This is a genomic window from Marinobacter sp. M1C (assembly GCF_023314135.1).
GTDB lineage: Bacteria > Pseudomonadota > Gammaproteobacteria > Pseudomonadales > Oleiphilaceae > Marinobacter.
Window position 1 is genome coordinate 2,344,879 of the sequence record NZ_CP092289.1, and the last position, 16,474, is coordinate 2,361,352.

General features: G+C 52.9%; 16 protein-coding genes, 1 pseudogene and 1 riboswitch. Of the genes and pseudogenes, 2 read left to right on the forward strand and 15 right to left on the reverse strand.

From position 1 onward, the window contains the following. Nucleotides 1–15: 15 nt before the first annotated feature. The 4 genes from MIH19_RS11070 to MIH19_RS11080 all read right to left on the reverse strand — a co-directional run bounded on the left by MIH19_RS11070 (nt 16) and on the right by MIH19_RS11080 (nt 3,854). Entirely contained in the window at nt 16–1,377 is a 1,362-nt protein-coding gene (locus MIH19_RS11070; RefSeq protein ID WP_249008902.1) for an amidase family protein, read from the reverse strand. Between the two features lie 116 nt (nt 1,378–1,493). Further along, nucleotides 1,494–1,691 (reverse strand): hypothetical protein, encoded by a 198-nt coding sequence (locus MIH19_RS11075; RefSeq protein ID WP_249008903.1) that lies wholly within the window; start codon nt 1,689–1,691, stop codon nt 1,494–1,496. 123 nt (nt 1,692–1,814) lie between these two features. Further along, nucleotides 1,815–2,420, reverse strand: a complete 606-nt coding sequence (locus MIH19_RS22535) for a maturase (RefSeq protein WP_349292907.1) — start codon at nt 2,418–2,420, stop codon at nt 1,815–1,817. Between the two features lie 474 nt (nt 2,421–2,894). After that, a complete protein-coding gene (locus MIH19_RS11080) occupies nt 2,895–3,854 on the reverse strand; it encodes a LysR family transcriptional regulator (RefSeq protein ID WP_249008904.1) in 960 nt (319 codons plus the stop codon). A 117-nt stretch (nt 3,855–3,971) separates the two neighbouring features. Here MIH19_RS11080 and MIH19_RS11085 point away from each other — a divergent pair, with 117 nt between their 5' ends. Next, nucleotides 3,972–4,211, forward strand: a complete 240-nt coding sequence (locus MIH19_RS11085; RefSeq protein ID WP_249008905.1) for a hypothetical protein — start codon at nt 3,972–3,974, stop codon at nt 4,209–4,211. A gap of 582 nt (nt 4,212–4,793) precedes the next feature. Here MIH19_RS11085 and MIH19_RS11090 read toward each other — a convergent pair. From MIH19_RS11090 to MIH19_RS11105, 4 genes are all read right to left on the reverse strand, one after another. Further along, on the reverse strand, nt 4,794–5,123 hold the full coding sequence (locus tag MIH19_RS11090) for an IS66 family insertion sequence element accessory protein TnpB (RefSeq protein ID WP_249008906.1): 330 nt from the start codon (nt 5,121–5,123) through the stop codon (nt 4,794–4,796). Continuing rightward, nucleotides 5,095–8,025, reverse strand: coding sequence for an SPOR domain-containing protein (locus MIH19_RS11095; protein WP_249008907.1), 2,931 nt, complete (start codon nt 8,023–8,025; stop codon nt 5,095–5,097). The genes MIH19_RS11090 and MIH19_RS11095 overlap by 29 nt, the downstream gene beginning before the upstream one ends. Before the next feature lie 63 nt (nt 8,026–8,088). Continuing rightward, nucleotides 8,089–8,922, reverse strand: a complete 834-nt coding sequence (locus tag MIH19_RS11100; RefSeq protein ID WP_249008908.1) for a molecular chaperone — start codon at nt 8,920–8,922, stop codon at nt 8,089–8,091. Between the two features lie 89 nt (nt 8,923–9,011). Next, complete coding sequence (locus MIH19_RS11105) at nt 9,012–9,485, reverse strand: DUF4402 domain-containing protein (RefSeq protein WP_249008909.1); 474 nt, start codon at nt 9,483–9,485, stop codon at nt 9,012–9,014. A gap of 272 nt (nt 9,486–9,757) precedes the next feature. Between MIH19_RS11105 and MIH19_RS11110 the strand changes: the two genes are divergently transcribed. Next, nucleotides 9,758–9,952 (forward strand): hypothetical protein, encoded by a 195-nt coding sequence (locus MIH19_RS11110; protein ID WP_249008910.1) that lies wholly within the window; start codon nt 9,758–9,760, stop codon nt 9,950–9,952. Nucleotides 9,953–10,009: 57 nt separating this feature from the next. Here MIH19_RS11110 and MIH19_RS11115 read toward each other — a convergent pair whose 3' ends face one another. The 7 genes and pseudogenes from MIH19_RS11115 to MIH19_RS11145 form a co-directional block, all read right to left on the reverse strand. Beyond that, nucleotides 10,010–10,573, reverse strand: coding sequence for a DUF4402 domain-containing protein (locus MIH19_RS11115; RefSeq protein WP_249008911.1), 564 nt, complete (start codon nt 10,571–10,573; stop codon nt 10,010–10,012). Between the two features lie 136 nt (nt 10,574–10,709). After that, nucleotides 10,710–10,798, reverse strand: a riboswitch (cyclic di-GMP riboswitch). Nucleotides 10,799–10,883: 85 nt separating this feature from the next. Then, the gene (locus MIH19_RS11120) at nt 10,884–11,288 is read right to left on the reverse strand and encodes a hypothetical protein (RefSeq protein WP_249008912.1); all 405 of its coding nucleotides are present in this window, start codon (nt 11,286–11,288) and stop codon (nt 10,884–10,886) included. 99 nt (nt 11,289–11,387) lie between these two features. Then, complete coding sequence (locus MIH19_RS11125) at nt 11,388–12,119, reverse strand: AzlC family ABC transporter permease (protein ID WP_249008913.1); 732 nt, start codon at nt 12,117–12,119, stop codon at nt 11,388–11,390. Between the two features lie 4 nt (nt 12,120–12,123). Further along, on the reverse strand, nt 12,124–12,852 hold the full coding sequence (locus MIH19_RS11130) for a 2OG-Fe dioxygenase family protein (protein WP_249008914.1): 729 nt from the start codon (nt 12,850–12,852) through the stop codon (nt 12,124–12,126). A gap of 11 nt (nt 12,853–12,863) precedes the next feature. Beyond that, nucleotides 12,864–14,366, reverse strand: coding sequence for a radical SAM protein (locus MIH19_RS11135; RefSeq protein WP_249008915.1), 1,503 nt, complete (start codon nt 14,364–14,366; stop codon nt 12,864–12,866). Between the two features lie 388 nt (nt 14,367–14,754). Continuing rightward, on the reverse strand, nt 14,755–15,558 hold the full coding sequence (locus MIH19_RS11140) for an AraC family transcriptional regulator (protein ID WP_249008916.1): 804 nt from the start codon (nt 15,556–15,558) through the stop codon (nt 14,755–14,757). 64 nt (nt 15,559–15,622) lie between these two features. Further along, nucleotides 15,623–16,252: pseudogene (locus tag MIH19_RS11145) on the reverse strand (transposase); the annotation flags it as partial. Between the last annotated feature and the right edge of the window lie 222 nt (nt 16,253–16,474).

A 16,474-nucleotide genomic window follows, 5' to 3' on the forward strand; every position in this document is an offset into this window, starting at 1 on the left:
CGGTTACCGACCTCTTTATTCAAATCGTTGTTTCTCCGCCATGAAGACAACGCTGTTTCCGTTCGCCGTGCACAGTAATTTTTCATCTTCACCGCAGGGTGCACTAATCTGAATACTGGTGAAGTTGCCCTCCGGATCCAGTCCGCTGGGAAAAACGATTGCCGGCATATCAAGAAAGCTGCCAATCATTGGAAGTCGCAAGGTTTGAAGGTTAACTCTGGCAAACACGTCAGCATCTTTTTCGACTGGTTCCAGTAATGGTGCGCAATGGGCGACCGTGGGGCTCAATAGAATCGCACCCTGAAGCTCCATTCTAAGTTTCCGTATCAACTCGGCGCGCTTCGCATAAAGTACAACAGCCCGATCCGCGGGAAAATCCCGAGCATCCAGAAGGCGCTTGCGAACGCGTGAGTCCAAGGCACTGGCATTGCTGCCTTCCAGAATTTCTCGGAATTCTGCGTAGGCTTCGATTGCTCCTAGCCATCCAAGTGACTTAATAGTTTCTAAAGTCTCTTTAACCGCCTCGATGGGGCGCTCTTCGACTCGGCAACCGGCCTGCCTTAGTCGCGCTGCAGTCTTCTTCAAATTCTCCCAGACGGCCGGCTCGATTAAAGGATCATCTGCAAGGGATGTGTCCATGACAAACAAGCTCGCTGCAGGCCTTATGGGCTGCCTGTCCTGGATGTGTCCACATCTCATAATGTCGTCAATCGCAACGCAATCGGCCAGTGAATGACTAATAACCCCCATAGTATCCAGGGAGCGCGCAAGGGGAGCCACACCTATGCGGTTGTGCCTTGATTGCGAAGGCTTATAAGAAACCAGCCCATTAAATGCGGCGGGCACCCTCAATGATCCGGCAGTGTCTGTGCCAATAGCTGCTGAGACGATACCTTTGGCGACCGCGATAGCTGAGCCAGAACTGGACCCTCCGGGCACTCTTGGAGCGTCTTTCCCCGTAATGCAGGATGGCGTTCCGTAATGCGGATTTAGCCCAAGGCTGGAGTAGGCAAATTCGGTCATGTTGGTTTTTCCAACGCTAACCATTCCAGCTGCCGCAGCGTTGTATACTGCGAATGCGTCCCTTTGTGCGGGAATGCTGGAAAAGATTCGACTGCCAGCTGTGGTTATAGAGCCAGCGAGATCAAATAGATCCTTCCACGCCAGAGGAACACCGTCCAGAACGCTTCGATTCAGCCCTAAGCGGATGCGCTCCCTAGCCGCCAAGGCTTCCGCCCGAGCCCTTTCTGGCGTCAGTGAGATAAAGATGCTGTCGTGCTCACCTGCTTGAATGAGTGTTCGTTCGGTCAGCTCCACCGGGTCCAGAGAGCCTTGGGCAAGCTGGGCCCCTAACGACAAAGCGGTTTCTGGTTTCAAGGTCATTTACAGTCTCTCCAACTACTGGGGCATATGAGATAAAGAGAACATTCGACACTTTGTAGCAAATATAAACCCCGGGCATCGCTGCCGAAGTTTCGTATTGATTACAGCACCTACGAACTAACCTCATCTCTTCGATAAGCGGCGGTTACACCATACACCCATTCATCACGATCTGAATCCTGCCCTTTAATTCCTTGGCTTTGAGTTTGGCGCCCACTGCTGCCGACACCAAATCTGCGATTGAACCAAATCCGGCTATCCGCGACAATAATTCCGGCCGCGAGGGAACCGCCTTGGCTGGCCATCATGGAACGCACCTTACGTAACGCTTCCGGATTTCAAAACAGTCGCTGAAAGGGTCGCAGTAGGAATGCCGGTCACCCGACACCCCCTGCACAGAGCCGTACGTGCGCTACTAACGCATACGGCTCCTATCTTGAGTGTATACCGTCAAATCGTTTGTTTGGCCAAGGATGCACAACTCTGGGTTGTGGCAGCGCGTCTCGCAAGAACTGACCGAAGCGCGCCCACACGAGACGGTAGCGCTGGCTGCGGCGCCGTAACGCCTTCATCCAGAGCTTTCCAAGTTCCGTGTAAAAGCGGCTCACCCTGATGACATTGCCTGGAACGGCAAAGTCGTTCAGGTGACCCCGCATCACCGCAGCCAACCCGCGTTTCTGCTCGCCAACCGGCCGATGCCTGTTTCGGTATAACCCGTCCTTGACGCTGTGCAGCGTTCGTCGCATGCGGCTCACAGATGTTTGCCGCAGCAACATGAACGTCCGTCTATCACGCAGGACTGCGCAGCTGTGCGTAAACCCCAGAAAATCGAACGACTCAGGCTTTGGTAGCCCTGCAGTCGCGCAGTCCCTCCGGGCAAAGCGTCCAAAGCGATCCAACCTCTGGTGCAGCTGACTCAGGAACGCCTCCGCATCGTCTTTTCTCTGAAAGCCCAGTACCGCGTCATCCGCGTACCTCACGACGATAACATCGCCCGGGGTCTGCCGCTTGCGCCAAGGGTTGATCCAGAGATCCATACAATAGTGGAGATAGATGTTCGCCAGCAACGGCGAAATTACGGCGCCTTATGTACATCTACTCGTTATGCAAAGTATTGCACTGGAGAGCAGCAGGTAGCTGTATTCTCGTCCGATTGACTTTGCATAAAACCTGACTGCTGTGGTGAGAATGGAGACTCCCATTAACGCAGGAGTCAGTAACTATGTCCGTGCTTACATTTGATGAGTTGACTCATCGTCTAGAGAATGAACTGCACCGATTGCATTACACTGAGGGTACGATTTCCCGACTTTTCAGTAACTGATAAAATTGAAACAGGGGTTATGATTCAGATTCTGGCGAATTGGTCGGTTGTTGGAAAATACCAAGGACAGGTAAATCTGCAATACCCACAATCACGATATATTTCACCGTTGGTCAGAGCATTTGTCAATTTCGCCAAGGAAAGTTTAGGGGCCGGGGCAGTTCAGGTTTCGTAACAACGAAACAGGCTAGCGTAATAATGGCCCGGCCAGACGCTGTTTTTGTGCCCGGACAGCTTCTGTCAGAAAGTCCATCAAGGCATGAATCCTCGCTACGCCTCGCAGGTCCGGGTGCATCAGAAACCACAAGCCATATTCCAGCTCAGGGATGGGATTTGTAAGCTGGATAATGTCCGGGTTTTCGTCCGCCAGATAACAGGGCAGAACGGCCAGCCCCATGCCAGAGCGAATAGCGCTGAGTATGCTGACCAGAGTATCAACACGGTAGACACAGGCTGCCTTCAGCTCGTTATTGTCCATCCACTGATCCAATGCTGAATCCTTTAGTCTTGGCCCCGCACCAATCCAGGGTTGGCTGCCAAGCGTCTCGACGGAAGCCCCCGGTGTCAGACCAAAGCTTCGGTGTCCGTAGACGGCCTGGCCAATGGTGGTCAGCGGTCGGCCGATCAGATTTTCAGGGGGACGGTTGGACGGGCGAATGGCGACGTCCGCTTCCCTGCGTGTCAGGTTGAACAACTCGTTGGAGATGGCAACATCCAGCACGATGCTTGGATATTTATGCCGGAATTGCGTGAACAAAGGCGCCAGCAATCCCATCAACAGGGAGTCCGTTGTGGTCGCCCAGATTTCTCCACTGGGCTCCAGGTCCCGACCGGCGACTTTACGTTCGGCTGCCAAGGCGGCCTCATCCATAATTCTGGCCGTGTCGGCGAGTTCTTCCCCTGCAAGAGTTGGCCGGTAACCGGTACGGCTCCTCTCAAAGAGCGTAACGCCCAAGCGCTGTTCAATATCACCCAACCGCCGAAAAATAGTCGCGTGACTTACACCCAGGGCGCGTGACGCGCCAGATAGAGAACCTGCGTTTCCGATTGCAAGGATGATCTCAAAGTCATTCCATGCCAGAAGACTCCGTGTTTTATGGGTAACGGTAGAGGACTTTCGGCCCGGCTTACCTGTTTTTTTTTGCAAAGTCTGTGCTCATTTTTATGGAATAGTTTGCATTTTAAAACAACAGTAGCATGTACCTGAACCCATGAGAAAACCAATGCTCCTGTTTCCAGGGGCGATGTTATGGAGATCAGAGGCATGATGATTTCAGAAGAGGTACGGTATTTTCAGGGTGGCGACCCGTTTACTCGCCGGGAAGACGGTGAAGTGGCAGACAGGAGTGTCGACGACTCGCTTGAGGGAACTATCCCGCTCAGGTACCGGGATGGGGTGGGAGGTATTGATCTTGAGCAAGTGAGGCGGGATCAGCTCCAGGCCCGGCGCGAGGTTGTCCGGGCGATGATACGACGCTTGGAAAAACTGCTGCGCCGGCGTTGAGAAGTCGTAGGCACGAGTGCGCGCAGCCTCGTTCTAAGAGCCTGCGCCGTAGGAGCGTTTTGAACATCGATCTGCATGGCCGTGCCACTGCCAGCCCAGAATGACGTTTGACACGGCCAAAAGGATTGAAAGCACGGCTTTCCCTTCTACCACTTGAAATGATCCGGGGAATCGGCCGCAGGGACAACGCCCGCTATAGCGCAGCACCTGCAAATACAGAAACCGGATGCCGTGGAGGTAAACACGGCGACTGGCCGGTGACAGCAAGCGCTCTTGAACCAGATGGCTGAAACAGACTTGTAAGTATTCAACCTTCAACTGGTCGGGCGAACGCCGATACGTGGATCACTTTTAAACTGGCGTTGACAGACTCCATAAAGACAACTGTGCTGGTTTCGGGGGAAAAGCCATGTTGGCACATGGCCTGGGTCATGGTCTGACGTAGTGTCCGTCAAATCACCTGATCTCGCGGGAAATTCCCAGGCCCATTCGCTGCCGCGAAGCGGAGCCGTTGTCTTCCCACATCAGGCATTTGATCTTGTTTCGATGTTTATTGGTGAAGGCGTAAAGATCGGTGGGGCATCACAGCTGTCTCAAAACAGCGCCTAGCAACTCGATGTTGCCGGCGTGCAAACCGGTGATGGAAACACCGCCGGGCAGTGAAACGGTCAGGCCATCGGCTCCGCCGATGCCAGCGCCAGGAACAGAAACGACCCGAGCAAACCCGGTGACCGTTTGCTTTTGCTTCAGACAGTCTTCAGTCAGGACCAGCTTCCGGCGCCAATAAACGAATTGATGATAAACCAGCGACTGTTGCTTGCAGTAAGCACTGCCCTGGTGTGTGCAACTACCATGAACGATTTCATAATCCAAGAATGCGACATTACTGGCGTAAAGCGGCTTGAACATCATCAAAACGTCGTACCCAAGGCTTTGCCTCTGTCAAAGTCGGTGGCAGTCGCTCTAGTGTGGCCCGAGCTTCCTGATAGCTCGTAAAACTGCCGTAGATAACGGAATACCAAGGCAAACCTCGACGCGAAGTACGCACATAAGCTGCCGTGTGTTTTATTTTATGACGCTCAATGTACTGCTTTATGGCTACCTCCGAACTGGCCGCTATCAATTGAATAGTAAAATAGTCAGAGGGTTGATCTTGTACCCAAGATTCCGTCCGGAAATAAGTCTGATCGTACCGCTCTGACTCCTCAGCATCCAAAGGACCTGAACGACTATCGCTTTGTCTGCCATCCGGCATTATTATAAAATCCACTCCGCTGATAAACGAGCCATCGCCCGAAACGGTAAGCTTGTGTCCGCCGGTATCTGTCAGCCCTAAACGCCTTAACTGCTGAGGTGAGATCCTTAGCCAGTATTCACCCGCTACCACTTGAGGGACTATGTAAAAGCCGTCCCAGCTGCTTGTCGTTTCACCCACTACCTCATGCTGATCGTTTAACAGTTCCAACTCGAGGTCGCCTATCCCGCGCTCGACGTCATTCTCCAGCAAGTATACGGTGCCATCAATTTCCGTAGTCAGGCTCACGGGAAATTCGAGCTCGGCCACGGTGCCGGGCCGTGGCACCAGGTTGAGCCCGGCAAGCTGAGGCGACCACTGAGGGTCCTCCAGCGTTGCCATATCCACCCCGATGTCGACGGACTGTTTAACGGGAAGATGATCAATATGGGCGATGCCCGCGGCGTTCGTTCGCGCCCTGTGCCGGCCGCCGTTGACCGTGAAACCGGCACCGGAAAGTGGCAGCTCATGGTCATCCATGACGCCGTTATTGTTGTCATCCAGAAACATCTTTACCGAAGCGGCGCCGCTGTTGGCCATCGGCCGAGCGTCGAATAGCCAGTCTGCCTGTCGCGGGTCTCGCCCCATGGCAACAAACAGCTGGACGCCGAGCGCAATCTCTCCCGTGTCGACATAGCTGGCATTAACGCCCAGCCCATAACGGCCCAGACTCTTTGTAAAACCGGCAGTATAGCGGGTTTGCGGTGAAGCAAAGGTATGCGCTACTCCCAAGGTCATGCGGTAGCCTTCACCCAGAGGTTTGTCCGCCGTGAACGCCAGCGTTGATATATCGCTCTCAGCGCCCAGAGTGTAATTCAGTTGGCTGCGTAAACTCATGTCGCGAACCCGGCGACTGATACGCAGCGTGCCCAATGTACGTTCAGTATCACCGGATGCCCGCCAGTTCAGCGTGTTAGTAAGGGCGGTACCGTAGGCATACGCGGATACCCGTGCGCTGACATCCGTGTTGGCAACGCCGGATTCCCGCTCGTCTCGCCTTGCCTCAATGGTCACCGGTAAACTTGAACGCTCCCCCACCGGAATGGAACCGCTAAGCCTAAGCTCATCCCGAGTGCGAAGAGGGTCGCTATAGGCGGGAAATACGTCGCTGTTGAAATCGCTCAAGTGTATGCGGCTCGCGTCCACCGCTACGCCGCCGACACGGGTTTGCATCCCGAGCTCGGCAAGCGAACCACCGTCCTCGGACTGGATAAAATCGCCGCTGATGCTCATGGATTGCCAGAACGTGCGCAGCCCCAGATTGGTGTACTGCTTTTCGGTATCATCTACCGGCGCCCGGATGAATCCAGCTGATGCAGAAAGGTAGCGGGAAAGGCCAAAGTCGAACTGAGCGACGGACCGGGGCTGTCCTTCATCGTCGCGATGTTCGGTAATGCTGTACTGGAACTCGCCGGGGCGCACCATGGATTGGGCCAGAGAGAAACTATATTGTTCCACCCGGGTCTGCCCCAGAGGCCCATTGAAGATCAACTGGAATTCATTACGCCCATAACTCAGGGGTTGATCTTCGAACCGATACCGGCCCTCAGAGTCGGCTAGTTGAAAGCCTACAAGGGCATCGTTGTAATAAAGCTCCACGTCCCAGCCAGGCGGCAGGTTGCCTTCAAAGACCTGCCGATCAAAGCTGGTAGGTTGCGTCAACGGGCGATTGCTTAACGTTACCCCTTCACCGCTACTGCCTCGAGTAACGTTGTCGACACTGGGCGCCGAGATACTGCCGAGCTGGAAAGACCGAGCTCGGAGCGGGCCGAGCAAGTTCCCGCCGGGGTCGTGACGACCAAGCGTGGCGCGCACATCCGGTGTTGGGTCCTGTTTGCGACTCGATAAATACAGGGACGACTCCATGCCCAGAAAATCGCCGGTAAGGAAGGCCGTATAGCGCGCGTCGGTTTGGGTATTACCGTCGTTTCTCCGTAGTTCGGTGGCGAACGTCTGGTCGATAAAAGGCGTGCTTAGCAACCGGTAAGGCTGCTCATAATGGGGATAACCCGGGTCTTCGTAGCCCCCTCGCATACCGGCCTGTTCCCCTAGGCGCTCACGTTTGAGTCGGGCCTGTAATGGCAATGCTTCGAGGGCGTGAACGCGCAGAGACAGGCTGGAGCGGTTGATCTCAAGTTCCACCGGCAGCCAGCGTTCAAGCAGAGACTTGGCAACGTAAATATCATCCGGCTCCGTTAAAACAAGGGCTGGATCAAAGCTTTCCGTCACTCCGGCGCGGGTAACGCGGGCTTCGTCCAGATTGAGACTGAACCCTCGGTCCTCGGTGAGAATAAAGCCGCTGGCGATTGCTTGTCCGGGCTGAGTCTTTATGGCGAGGGTGAGCAGCCGGGCTAACTCGCCCAGAGGCAGCAGCGTATGCTCTCCCAGGCCATAGGCAGGGATGGCATCGGAAAGCACCGACTGATCCAGGCGGACCTCAAGCAGAAGAAATTCCCGCTCTGTACTCTGGTATTGGGCAAGGAGATGCTGGGGATGCACAATCGACGCGAGCATCAACATTGCCACCGCCCATAGGCGAGCCCCGGGGCGAGTCAACGCGAAGACCACTTCAGGTAACACACATCAGGGCAGTTGCAGAACCGCCTCGGCCAGCAGCGCGCCGCCGTCCTCCGCCTGTTCTCGATAGGTGACCCGTAGGGCTCCGTTGGTGAGTTGCGAGCCGTTTAGCTGGCCCAGCGTAATGCTCGCGCGGCGTAAAGGGTTGGGTGTATAGACTGCAACGCCGTTGGCGCGGGCAATCACCTGCTTGCTACCGCTATGCGGAGTAAAGCTGATGGTTAGATCGCCATAGACAGACTGGTTGCCACTACGCTCCATAACAAACGCCAGGACCGGTGCTTTGTCAGCCGGCAGCCGCAGGTCGAGATGCGTCAGTGCAACACTGGCATCGGTGTTGCCATGACGCACAATCACTGGAATGGACGCGCCGACCAGGGCGGTCAGCATGATGCCGATCTCGTTATCGGCCGCGGCATCGCTGCTCTCGACGCTGGTTCTGCCCCTGGGATCCGGCTGCTTGGCGAACAGCATATGCGAGCGGTACTCGCCGGTTGCCAGATTAGCGGGTTTGCGGACCATAATCCGGACGGCCTGTCCGGCCCCGGGCGCAAGCGTAACTTGGCGGGGGGAGTACCTCAGCAGGTCCTCTGCGAACTGTTCGCCAGGCAGTGGAACGTCTATCTCGGAGAATGCGCCCGTTTCGCTCATGCGGCGATTGACCAGGGAAATGCGATAGGTTGCGCTCTCGGTGCCATTATTGATCAGTTCGAGTTGCGCCGCGCGCTGGTTTCCTGCAAAGACGATCCTGGTCGGATATAACATCAGATCAGCCAATGCATGGCTCACGGGTAAGAAAAGGAGGAGGACGAACAGGGTGATTCGGTGAAAGAAATTCATAGTTCTCTTTTTTCGGTTCAAGGCATGCGGCATCGTTCGGGATCCTTATTAGCTTAATCCGGGCGGGCCCCGAGGCGGGCGACTTCCGTTTAATTGTAGCTCACTGTCACGGAGAAGGTGCTGGAGTAGCTGCCGGGGGCTTGGTCGCTGCCCACGTTGAGCGTTCCTCCGACAGACAGAGCCTGTGAACCTCCGGCTCCGAGGTTCCCACCCGCGCCTGAGGGGGTACTGGTAAAGGTGTTGACGAACATACCGTTGCCCGGCCCCGTCAAGCTGACGACGTCATTAACAGGCAGTTGAATGGTATAGGTCGCGTTAGGGTCGCCACTGACCGTAAATTGTGCAGCGGTACCCAGGCTCGACGGTATCAGCACGACGCCGCCGCCGGCGCTGCGGTTGCCATTGGCGCTGACCGTCACGGAACCCCCGTTACCGGCCACAAAACTGCCAAAGGACAAATTCTGGACATTCTCGATCGCAATGTTTACTAGTGCCCAACTGGTGGGAGCCACCATGGACGCCAAGGCGACGCAGGCCAGTATTCTCGGCAAGCATGATTTCATTGCGGCGCTTCTTTTTGGAATGGGCATACTAGTTGTACGTCACGGTAACGCCGACATCGTTTCTGGCGAACCGGGTATCAACGGCGGCATTTAACAGGATGTTGCTCACCGGATCTCCGTTGAGCATTCCATCCTTATGCATGCGCTTAACACAACTGGCCAAGATCCTGATAGTTTGAAGGCAGTCATTACTCAAGACCGCCAATGATGTGGCTGAGGCGGAGTGGAGATGTCTATTGTCCGGGCCGGGTAAGCCAGCCCCCGGAAGACGTATGGTCAAGTTGGCCGTCACGTCGCTGGCAAGAGCGCTTGAGGCGTGTATCAAAACCGTATCACTGACATTGGCGGGAGCAATTACAACAGCACTGACCGAAGTTTTGACGCTGCCTGCGGATGCACTGGCACTGATAACGGCGATTGTCGTCATCAGCGCCAATTCAAGGGCGGCGCACCTGAAAAATCGTTGATACCCCACCCTTGGCCTCATCAGACTAGCACTCGCTTTTGTCGAGCTCGGCGAGCTCTCAGTTGTACTCTACAGTCGCTGTCACGTCGCCCGTATAAGTACCCGCAGCCTGGGCTATACCCACGTCCAGCACTCCACCCAGATAAATGGACTGGGTGCCACCGGTGCCCAGCGTACCGCCTGTGACTTCACCCGTTACTGCGCCGCCCGCGGTAAGGTCACTGATCTTGGTCAAAACCATGGTGTTAGGCGTACCAGCGCCATCAGACAGCGAGGCAGCGCCGGACCAGGTAATGGTATAGGTCGCGTTATTATCACCCGTGACGTCGAATTGGGCGGCGGTTGGAGTGGAACCTATGGTAGACAGGATAGCCCCTCCGGTCGCTGTACGGGCACCACTGGTGTCAACGGTCACGGTACCAACAACGACGGCGTCAGGCGCAAATTTACCGAAGACCAGATCCGCCGTTTTTGTGATCCCGATTGGCGCGATTACGGTGGCGGTCGACGCGGTTGACTTTGCGGCGGCAAAGCTGTTGGATGCCCCGAAAGCGCCTAGAGCGACGATCGAAGCCAGCGCCGCACGACGGAAAATCTTGCTCTGAAAAATGGATGAGTTCATTGTAATTCCCCTGTTAAGCCATGCCGCCGGATTATGACCGTTAGCAATCGCTTGATTTAATACCAGTCGGGGGATTCGAAAACACAACAGAGATGGTGGATACGGTGAACCCATACCCGGAAGAACCACATGAAATGTCGGCGATCCCGCTGTCATAGAACTGTTAAGTCCGTTAGACCGGTGACTTTGCGTCCCCGCCTTTCGACGGGTTTGCCTTTTTTTACATTTTCAGAGTAGCTGAGGCTTGCTTTCTTAGCAAGTAAGGTCAGTAAATTCGTGCGCATGTTAGATATTGCAGGATGGCCACCCACTATTCTGATTCAGCATAGAAAATAATACTTTGCCAGAGATTTCTGATGCCAATCGTTACGGTGATTTTCAACCCAGTTGTCCAAATAGCTGCACCTAAGCCGCCTATTTGTTGCGCTGAATTTCCTGCCCTAAATATCGTTGAAAAATTGATTAGATAAAAAGGGAAATTCGGAAGTACGAAAAATATTTCAGGCGATGTAGCAATCACGATATAGTCAATAGGTAGTACGACATGCAACCGCCAAGTACGCCCACAAAAAGCCCTCCGAGATTCAAATAGGCCAGAATGGCTGTGATGCCTAGGGAAACCAGTGTAGCGACAATTGAGATCTGCATTTCCTGCAAAAAAATATACACGATAAAATTTAGAAAAACAGCCGAGGGTAGAATCGTCTCCATCCACTTTACTAGCCCCGCGGGAAACTGAAAGTCGTAGACCACCGGCAATATTCGGACCAGTAGGCTCGTAAAAAGAAGTGCCGCGATGGCAGTGATTATGCCTTCATTCATGTTTTTCCCATTTGTCCAAAATGACAGCCGTAATGATTACGCTTGGGATCCAGAAATAAGTTGGCCCTAACAACGAGTAGAAAGCAGCGGCCAATAACAAGCAGGTAGCCATCATCACCAACTGCATGAGATAAATACCGGATACCCGCATCTTTATTTGTGAGACAGAAAGGTGAATAAGCACAACGCTGGCCGGAAATCCTAGGTGTATATCTGTACTGAGCCAAGCATTGGGAATGATCTTGGAAATCATCGCGCCTATCACCCCGGAGACCACCCAAAATACGAAGATAGTCAATCGAATGCTGAGAGTATCTTTAACCGTATCGCTGTTTCTTTCCGTTGCGTAAGCTTCATCACCGAGCATGTGTGAAACAAAAGTTCTGGCAAAAAATGTCTTTGGCAGCCTTTCGGTTGTGGTGAATGCAATTGGAAAGTACCGACTGTTAATGGATGTGCAGATAATCAGCATTGTTAGGAAGCTGGCATTGGCCTCTGCTAGCGGTAGCAATGCAAACTGGCCGCTACCTGTAAAGCCGAGAAGTCCGGCGGCCAGAATTTCAAGAATGCTCCAGCCTGCTCGGTGCGCCAGCACTCCGAAAAGCATGCTCACTGGGATAATGGCAATAGCGGATGGGAGTACCCTGAGGAAAGGCCGTCTTATGGGCGACGCCTTCCCTCGGTCCCGGTCTAAAGTTCTTTCAAGGCTTGTAGAATCGCGCATACGGTTAGGCCATAGATGTTCGTTCGTGAGCGGGCCCGTATGCTCGGTTGTGCCAGCGGTTGATTTCAATCACCCATATATCCCGGTAACCCACATCACCTTCCTCCGGCTCGATGTTGCTGGCGTAATGAATGAAACGCTCGTCATCGATCAGAATGGCCTGGTTTTCATCCAAGATGGTTCGGAACAAGATTTCCCGGGTTGTTGGATCGATCACATGGGTTTCCCCGCCCTTAACATTGTTTCTCCTTGCTACGGCGATAACGCTGAACTCGTGGCCATCCCTGTGCGGTCCTTCTGGTACCGTGACGCCCTTGTATTCAACATTCGCGGTTACCCGGATCTGGTTGACGTTGATCTGGAACATTTCATTGAGCTCAACGGGCAACTGATTCAATACCGCTGCAACCAAGGCCGTTAGATCCCCGACAATTTGTTCGCGGTGCCTTGGTACGCCGCCGGCCTCGGCCAACTTTATGTAGTCGGCAGATTGAACATAATTTCTCTTTGGAAGGGGTGCAAAAACCCACTCCCCTTCTTCCCAGTATCCAATGTACTGAGTCAAGCGAAGCTCTCTGTGCCTACCCAGACTGTGCATATCTCGCGGCATACTGTCGAATGAACCCAATAGGCTTTGGGGGATCTCAGGCATATCGATTACGCAGTATCCATTCTCCAAATAGTCACTATTGGCGCTATTCTTAAGGGCGATTTGTTCGGCTAAAGCTGTCATATATTTATCCCTTATTTGGCAGGTTCAAGATCAAAAGTGGCAACTTCGTAAGGCTGTATAGCTTCAATGTGCTTTTTGGTGATGCCTCGATAGAAATCGCAGGCCGATTCTTCTACCGCTTTTATTGAGTCGAACTTCTTTTCAAGAGGACCTAGGCAAAGTCCGCCACAAAAGCCCTCAATTTCACAGCCATTGCAGAAATTCGGATTCTCCCGCCGTAACTTCGCGTGTTCCAAGTAGGGTTTTTCGTTCAGAATTTTAGTCTCATCGCGAATATCCCCCAGCAAAGTTGATCCTGCCTTGCAGGAGAAGACTGATCCATTAGGCTCGATACTGAACTGAGCGCCCTTAGCCGAGCAGTTCTTGAATCCCCGGTAGCTGACCGCATCAAAGCCCAGCATGACTTGGAAAATCTGATGCCAATAGCCAGTCAACACCACGCCTTTTTCGCGGCCGTACTGAACAACACGCCATAGTCGATCAACGATGTTCCCGGCGCCATACTCGGAATAAAAAGTGGGGTCAAAATCAACGACGACGCCAATCTCCTTGGCGTCAACCTCGACTGCCAAATCTACTATCCCTTCATCAAAGTCGTCCCATGTTGCTGACGTCAGCGCCGCGTTTAGGGCCACCCTATTATTATATTGCTGCAGTTTTCTTAGCCCTCTCATGACAACTGGCATGCTGTCATCCCCGTTTTTGAGCGGACGGTTAGGACTGTTCGGCGAGTCCACACTGACGCACACGGCCACTTCGTGCTCGCGGAAAGTCTTGGACACCTCATCGGTGATCAAAGAACCATTGGTCACCGTCGAGTAGTGGATGATCATTTCATCCTTATCACCGCGACCAAACCTCTCCAGAACCGCCTTTATCGTGCGCCAGTTCAACAAGGGTTCCCCCCCAAAAAACTGAACCATGATCTCTTGAACACCTTCCGATCTCGCAACTCTTAATGCGGATTCAACATAAGCAACGCCGTCTTCCGGCTTCATTGAGCGATTCTGGGGACTGTACTGGTGTTCGAACCGCTCTTTGGAAGCATACATCGAGTTTTCAATGTTTACTTTGATACTGTCCTTAGCAATGATTCTAGACTCTTCGACCTTATTGACCTCATCCTCAACCGACATCTCTTTGCCCTGAACGCCTTCAAAGCAGTAAGTGCAGCCAAAATTACAGGCATTGGCCAAAATCAGCTGGATGATATTTACTTTTTTCTCTATTTGAGGCGTCGAGTGCTGTACTTTTGAAGCCGTGCTTTCTAGCAATATACGCCTGGCAATCAATTGCTGAACCAATTCTTCTTTTCGATTTCTGGCCTGCCCTTTCAAAACAGATTCCGGCACAGATTTACTTCTTTTAAAGGATTGCAGAACCTCTTGGCCGGCATCATCCAAGAAGAAAAGACCTCCCAAGAGTCTGTGGTAGGTTGCTGTCCTATCCCCAACCCGTTGCTGGATAATATCTTTAGATAAAGTAAATTTTTTTGTTTCTACTGCAGTTATCACGAAGCAACCCTCATCCTTTAGATGTATCAACGGCCACCCTTTCGGGTGGCCTGGTAAACTACTTGGTCAAACGAGTAGCTAACTGAACACCTTTCTGTCCTAGTGTGCCGCCCACAGTTCCACCGACTGTGCCGCCAACGGTACCGCCAACGGTACCGCCAACTGTGCCTGCAACTGGATTAACTTTGCTGTCAAATTTCATAGTATTTCCCTTTAAGTATTTTTAAGCAGGAAGCCTTTGCCTCTTTACAAAGACAAGAAGGCCTCGTCCTGAATCCCAAAATTTAACCGGAGCGTGCAAAAAAACACTCGGGATCTTTTTAGAGTCCAAAGAGATTCTAGTTATAAGGACGGAAAGGGGTCTTGTATGATCGTGCAGATTTGGGGTCTACTTGCGAAGTATGAGATCAGCCCACCGGCCGGGAGGCAATCCGTAAGCTTTCGAAAAATGGTGCGTCATGTGACTTTGATCTGTGAAGCCACAGGCTGCAGCGACGTCAACCAAAGCCATCCCAGTGCTAATCATGCTCTTGGCCTTATCAAGGCGCCGCATGCTCAGATACCGATAGGGGCTTGTTCCAAACAAAGCACGGAAATCCCTCGAGAGACACCATCGATCAGTATCGGAGACTTGTTCAAGGCGATCCATGGTGACCGCTTCGTTGGTGGCGTCGAGTATGAACTGTCTGGCCGACTCGGCGGCTTTGTAATTTAATTTTTTGCGCTGCTCCTTTTTCCCGGATGCGTCATTAAGAGCCTGCGCGATATCATAGATCCCATCATCCTCTTCCAGGCTATCTAACTGAAAGTCAAGATTGGTGAGCATGTTGGAGATGGCGGATACGATTCGTTGATCTGATGAAATGCCTCCCGGAATAAAAGGCAGCGGCTTACCCCCGAGTACTTGCTGAATTACCTCTGGCGGAATGTAGAGGATTTTATAGTGAAAACCCTCTACAGTTCCCGCTTCTCCATCGTGCAACTCATCTGGATGTATAACGACCGCATTTCCCGGCATACTATGTCGCATGGACTTCTGGTAGCTAAAACTATGCACACCGTTGAGGGTAATTCCTAAGGCATATGTATCGTGTCTGTGAGGCGAAAATCCATGACTGGAAAAGAAAGCCTCCATCCTTTCTATTTTTGCAGTTGGGTAAGAAACCTTTGTCCAGTCCTTTGTATACTTCATTTAATCATCCCGATTTTAAATATGGCCCATAGCATTCTTCGTTAGCAGATCAATCTTTAATAGCTTCCTTCATCGACTCATCCAGAGAGAGCACGGTTTTCGCGCGTCGAATATCTCGATCCAATTCCGCTTCTGTTTCAGCCTCATCCCGTTCGTGATGCCCATGCAAATGGTGGCGAATCAACCGTTTCACCTTGTCCCGTTTTTCGTCCAGCTCTTTAAAGGTGCCAGACCATTCCTTCGCGGCGTCCGACGACATTCTGCAGCCGTCGATAGCAAACAGCTCGTTACCCAGAAGGCCCTGTTCATGGCACACCAGCAGTATTTGTTCGAACAGTTCTTCAATCTCATCGGCGTGCTGACCGACAAACTTGGCCAAGGTGGTGAAGTGCGGGACGGTATCGCAGGATAAAGCTTTAAAAATGATGTTGGTCTCGCAGCACCACTGGATCTCGCGGCTGGAGGTGATGCCTTTGGAGTAAGCAAACAGAATGATCTTCAACAGAATGACCGGATCGTAGGCCAGGCGGCCGGTGTCGTCGTTGCGATATTTCGGGTGAAAAACCGTCAGGTCCAGCTTGTGCTCAATCAGGTAGTGAACCGCGTGCTCGAAGGTGCCGGGCTGGAGCTGCTCTCGGTAGTTGATGACCACCATCGTATCCTGATCGTAGTTGTAGTGCTTAAAACGAGGCATTCCGACGGCTCCCTGTCTGTTTTCTCAATACTACCAAAAACCGTTCGGTTTGGGGTTTTTCTACAGCCTCAACGCCGCAATCACGCGCTTGTCGCGTGCATTGCCTTGTTATCTGACTTACTCAATGATGCATGGTGAATATCCGCGATGTGTACCAGAGCACTGTCGATGTATCTGCACGCACGGCTGTGGAACGAAGCCGCAATGCAGTAGCCGTCGCCG